This window comes from Burkholderia sp. BCC1996, assembly GCF_905339955.1.
GTDB lineage: Bacteria > Pseudomonadota > Gammaproteobacteria > Burkholderiales > Burkholderiaceae > Burkholderia.
This window is the reverse complement of record NZ_CAJPHM010000063.1, coordinates 1-4,148: the sequence shown is the minus strand read 5'-3', so window position 1 is coordinate 4,148 and position 4,148 is coordinate 1. Positions and strand designations below refer to the sequence as shown.

Sequence of the window (4,148 nt, the reverse complement as noted above, 5' to 3'; positions counted from 1 at the left end):
CTCGAAGCAATCCGCAGCGTCAAGCATCGTACCGTGCTGATGGCAGCCTACGCTGCCGGCCTGCGCATCTCGGAGGCCACGCGCCTAAAGGTCGGCGACATCGACAGCCAGCGCATGGTGCTACGGGTCGAACAGGGCAAGGGGCACGCCGACCGCTACGTGATGCTCTCGCCACGGCTGCTGGAGATCTTGCGCAGTTACTGGTGCATCGGCCGGCCCCAGTACTGGCTGTTTCCTGGCCGCTTTCCCGACCAACCCGTTGGTGCCGACGTAGTGCGACAGGCCTGCCAGCACGCCCGCCGTCGTGCCGGCATCAGCAAGCCCATCACGCCGCATTCGTTGCGCCATGCGTTTGCCACGCACCTGCTCGAATCCGGCACCGACGTGCGCACGATCCAGTTGCTGCTCGGTCATCGCAGCCTCGCCACGACCTCGCGCTATCTGAATGCGCGACGACGAGTCCGTTCGACCGACTGCCTCAACGACCTGCCACGCCCATCTGCCCCGAGCCTCCGCCCACAAACGGCTGAGTGCGATCATGCGTGCCGCGCTGGAACTGGCGGACGTTCTGCGTCGCCACGGCCCAACCTATCGGGACGTGCATGCCGACTCGCTCAGCCGCGCGCAGCGTCGCGTCATGAGTGCGATCGAGCAATGTCGTACCGCAGTGCTGGGTGGCCACGTCGAACAGTGCGACACCTGCGGTCATCAACGCATCGCCTATAACTCCTGCCGTAACCGGCACTGTCCGAAGTGTCAGTCGCTCGCCCGCGCGCAATGGCTCGGCGACCGCCAGGCCGACCTGCTGCCCGTGCCGTACTTCCACGTTGTCTTCACCATCCCCGAACAGATCGCGTCGATCGCCTTCCAGAACAAGCGGGTGGTCTACGACATCCTGTTCCAGGCTACGGCCGAAACGCTGCATACGATCGCTCCCACCTGCACGACTTCCTGGTCGACGGCATGACCTACGCCATGTTCGAGGTCGATGACGTGCTGGACTTCGCCGATCCGGGCACGACCGCCGATGACCGCAAGGTTCGACTGCAGAAGGTCCTGAAACCTGGCTCACGCTTCCTCTACCGGTACGACTTCGGGGACGGGTGGGATCACGCCATCGTCGTTGAGAAAGTGGAAATCGTTGAAAGCGAACCGTGGGGCGCGGCCCAGGTCATCGATGGTGCTCGCGCGTGCCCGCCAGAAGATGTGGGCGGCCCGCCTGGCTACGACGCGTTCCTGAACACGCTATCTAACGATCCGAATGGCGAAGAGGCAGAACATTACCGAAACTGGGTTGGCCCCGGCTTCGATGCCGATCGGTTCGATCTGCGTGCTGCCAATGCCACGCTGCTGCGCATGGCATCCAATCGTTGGGGAAACCGGTAACTCACGCCGTCAAGACGGTATCGGCCCCACGCTTACTCCGGAAGTAGGCTCGCTCTGATTACGGCGCGAACAGAAAACGTACGTTTTCCGTACCCGTGCCAAGCAATACCGACAGGCGGCCCCCCCCCATCGCCGCCATGCGTCGCGCATCTGCGCGTCATAATCGAACTGCAGATAGCTTCGATCAAGCGGATCGTTTCGTGCGTGGTTCAGGCATCGATGCACGATGCTTTCCGGAATGCCCGGCGACTGCATCATCGTTGCGCACGTCGGACGCAAGTCATGGCATTTCCATTGACCACCCAGGACAGTGAGCGCATCGGTTGCCCTCGTGCGCCCCTCGGTCGGCGCATCCTTTGGGCGTTGCCGGTCACGGATCGCCCCACAGGTCGTATGGATGCTGACGTGTGGCAGTTTGCCCTTTTCCGACGGGAACACATATTCACGGCGTGCGTCGCCTTCCGGCACGCCGGCGCGCACCACTTGCTGTGCCGCAAACTGTGCGAGGACGAAATCGGACAGATGAATCGTGATCGCTGTGTTCGACTTCGTGTGTTCCTTTGGCATGGTCCACGTCCGTGCCTTGAAGTCAAGATCGGTCCATCGCGTCAGGACTGTTTCGCCGACGCGTGTTCCACAAGCGAGCATCACCCATACCGCTGACGCAATGGAGCGTGGAAGCGGTGAGGTCGGAATCAGTTCCCCGAGCGCGCAGATTTCGTCATCCGTAAGCGTCCGATCGCGTTCGTTGCCACGCACCGGGTCGTAATCGCCTGAAACGACATCCTCTTTTGCAAGCGTAAGCACATCACAATCGATCAACAAGCGCTTCCATGGCTGATTACGCTCGCCCCATCGAATCATTTGGTGGATGGTTATCAGCATCTCGACCGCTTGCCGGTTGTATCCCACATCGGAAATCGCGGTAAGCAGCGGCAGAACGTTCGACGCAAACACGCCTGCGATCCGGTGCGCACGAAGATCACGATTCATTTAACTTTGAATCGTGCCTGCGCTACGAGCCAATACCCGAAAGGCTTTCCGCTCCGCCCCCTTAAAACGAAACTCGCGCCAACTCGCCCGGACACTAAATAGACACTAAAAAGCGGGAGCGACTAAGCCGCACCTAACAATCGCTGATAGATGTCGACAGGTCCCATGCAGAATCCGGCACGCTCGCCACCTCAATGCCACCCGCAACTACACTGCGTGCGGCCGGCCCCACTAACCGGCAACGGCACGCTCAACATGGAGACTCTGACGAGGAGTGAGGCGATCCCGCGATGCAGCCATGCTGAATATTGGCTGACCTAGGATCACCCGACTTTGACCGCCGCCCCATCCCCTTTGGCCCCGTCTTCGCAGTTCGAAGTCTCCCGCAACTTGTCCAGCACTTCCCCATAGCTGTCATGCAGTTCCGGCCAGTCCACGTCAGGCTCTAGTGCTGCTGGATCAAGCCGACCAGAAGTCACTGCAAGGCGCACGGCGGGATGACGGTGTCCGACTTTTGCCAACCATCCAGCACATGCAAACTCCTCCCCTTGCCGGGATTGATGACACGCAAACATACTGGCTCCAAAATCCGGCCCCATACCCCGATGATCAGGGCATGTATCCGCCAGCTTTTCAGCCAGGTCGAGATCGAAGTTTGGAATATCTGCCACCCCCGCGGCACGACGCCAGGGACACGATGCACAGGGTTTGCCAAGTGTTTTCATATTCCAAATCTTGCTCTTACTCCCAACGGGGACCAACTCCGGAAATCCAACTTCTTGCATCCAGAAATGCCGGCGAGGAATACCGCGACACTGTTACGCTCTCGGATCACACAGAAAGCAGCGTGAGCGAGTCTGTGTACACCACCATAAGCGCACATCTGCATTGGCAGTAGGCTTACCTCACTCGACACCCGGCACCTTCGAAGCCGCGTCTTGCCACGCGGCTTCCACGGCCCAATCCCCAGCGCAAGCACGGCCAAGTATTGTTCCGGTGACTTCGTCATAAACGATCGCACCATCGACGACATACGCCGACGCCGCGCGTGGGCACTTCACCCGAACCAATTCTCGAGCCTGCGCTTCCGCCTCGTGGCCCGGTCGGCTACGGTCGTTCGACATGTCTTTTCCTAGTTTCGCACACGCGAAAATCACCGCTCGCCCTCCTATCGCACTGTGCCGTTCTTGCAGTGTCCACACCACATGCCTTTGCTTGCATTGCACAATGCAGGGCGGCCACAGTACGGGCAACGGATCGAGGCTGCTCCTAAGTACATAGCATTCCCCGCTCAAAACCGAATCGTGTCAACCGGTACGTCAATCCCATGGTGCATCAGGACTGCTTCACGGAAGGCACGCCATTCCTCTGTGCCAGCCGCCTCGTGTGTGCAATGCAGGCACTGGTCCGCGCCGGCCAACTGCTCGGTTATGGTCCGATGTACGTCTACGCCAAAACGCTTGCTGAATCGCCCGACACATGATCCATCGTGCCCCGTCACCCACACGGTATCGCCGGCCATCGAGACGTCGATGCTGTAAAGCTGTTCCATCATTTCCGTGTCCTTAGGCCAGTTCGTACTTGTCGAGCAGTTCGAGTTTTCGCATCTCTTTGCGACGTCGCTCTTGTCGCGACTCCTCGGTCGGAATGATGTCGCGCTTTGCCACCAGCGTCGCGTCTAGCGTTCGATTTCCGCCACGAGCGTCAGGAGCTCCTTAAGTTCCGCTTTGGCTCTTGTGAACATATCATTTCCTTTTTCAGTGGATCGT

At 59.8% G+C, this 4,148-nt stretch carries 4 protein-coding genes and 3 pseudogenes; 3 read left to right on the top strand and 4 right to left on the bottom strand.

Annotated features, from left to right (window positions below; translation table 11 throughout):
• Positions 1-39: 39 nt before the first annotated feature.
• From U4Z64_RS37110 to U4Z64_RS37100, 3 pseudogenes are all read left to right on the top strand, one after another.
• A pseudogene (locus U4Z64_RS37110) lies at positions 40-390 on the top strand (tyrosine-type recombinase/integrase); the annotation flags it as partial.
• Positions 391-538: 148 nt separating this feature from the next.
• Positions 539-934 (top strand): annotated as a pseudogene (locus tag U4Z64_RS37105) (transposase zinc-binding domain-containing protein); the annotation flags it as partial.
• A pseudogene (locus tag U4Z64_RS37100) lies at positions 925-1,386 on the top strand (plasmid pRiA4b ORF-3 family protein); the annotation flags it as partial. The pseudogenes U4Z64_RS37105 and U4Z64_RS37100, both read left to right, overlap by 10 nt.
• A 9-nt stretch (positions 1,387-1,395) precedes the next feature.
• On the opposite strand, the gene U4Z64_RS37095 reads toward U4Z64_RS37100, so the two are convergent.
• The 4 genes from U4Z64_RS37095 to U4Z64_RS37080 form a co-directional block, all read right to left on the bottom strand.
• A complete protein-coding gene (locus U4Z64_RS37095; protein WP_321822667.1) occupies positions 1,396-2,379 on the bottom strand; it encodes a site-specific integrase in 984 nt (327 codons plus the stop codon).
• A 323-nt stretch (positions 2,380-2,702) separates the two neighbouring features.
• The gene (locus U4Z64_RS37090) at positions 2,703-3,104 is read right to left on the bottom strand and encodes a DUF6283 family protein (RefSeq protein ID WP_321822666.1); all 402 of its coding nucleotides are present in this window, start codon (positions 3,102-3,104) and stop codon (positions 2,703-2,705) included.
• Between the two features lie 180 nt (positions 3,105-3,284).
• Entirely contained in the window at positions 3,285-3,503 is a 219-nt protein-coding gene (locus tag U4Z64_RS37085) for a hypothetical protein (RefSeq protein ID WP_321822665.1), read from the bottom strand.
• Between the two features lie 167 nt (positions 3,504-3,670).
• Positions 3,671-3,934, bottom strand: coding sequence for a hypothetical protein (locus tag U4Z64_RS37080; protein WP_245169532.1), 264 nt, complete (start codon positions 3,932-3,934; stop codon positions 3,671-3,673).
• Positions 3,935-4,148 lie beyond the last annotated feature (214 nt).

Excerpts from the sequence above, each read along its gene's own strand:
- U4Z64_RS37095 (WP_321822667.1), bottom strand. The coding sequence starts at position 2,379 with ATGAATCGTGATCTTCGTGCGCACCGGATCGCAGGCGTGTTTGCGTCG.
- U4Z64_RS37090 (WP_321822666.1), bottom strand. The coding sequence starts at position 3,104 with ATGAAAACACTTGGCAAACCCTGTGCATCGTGTCCCTGGCGTCGTGCC.
- U4Z64_RS37085 (WP_321822665.1), bottom strand. The coding sequence starts at position 3,503 with ATGTCGAACGACCGTAGCCGACCGGGCCACGAGGCGGAAGCGCAGGCT.
- U4Z64_RS37080 (WP_245169532.1), bottom strand. The coding sequence starts at position 3,934 with ATGATGGAACAGCTTTACAGCATCGACGTCTCGATGGCCGGCGATACC.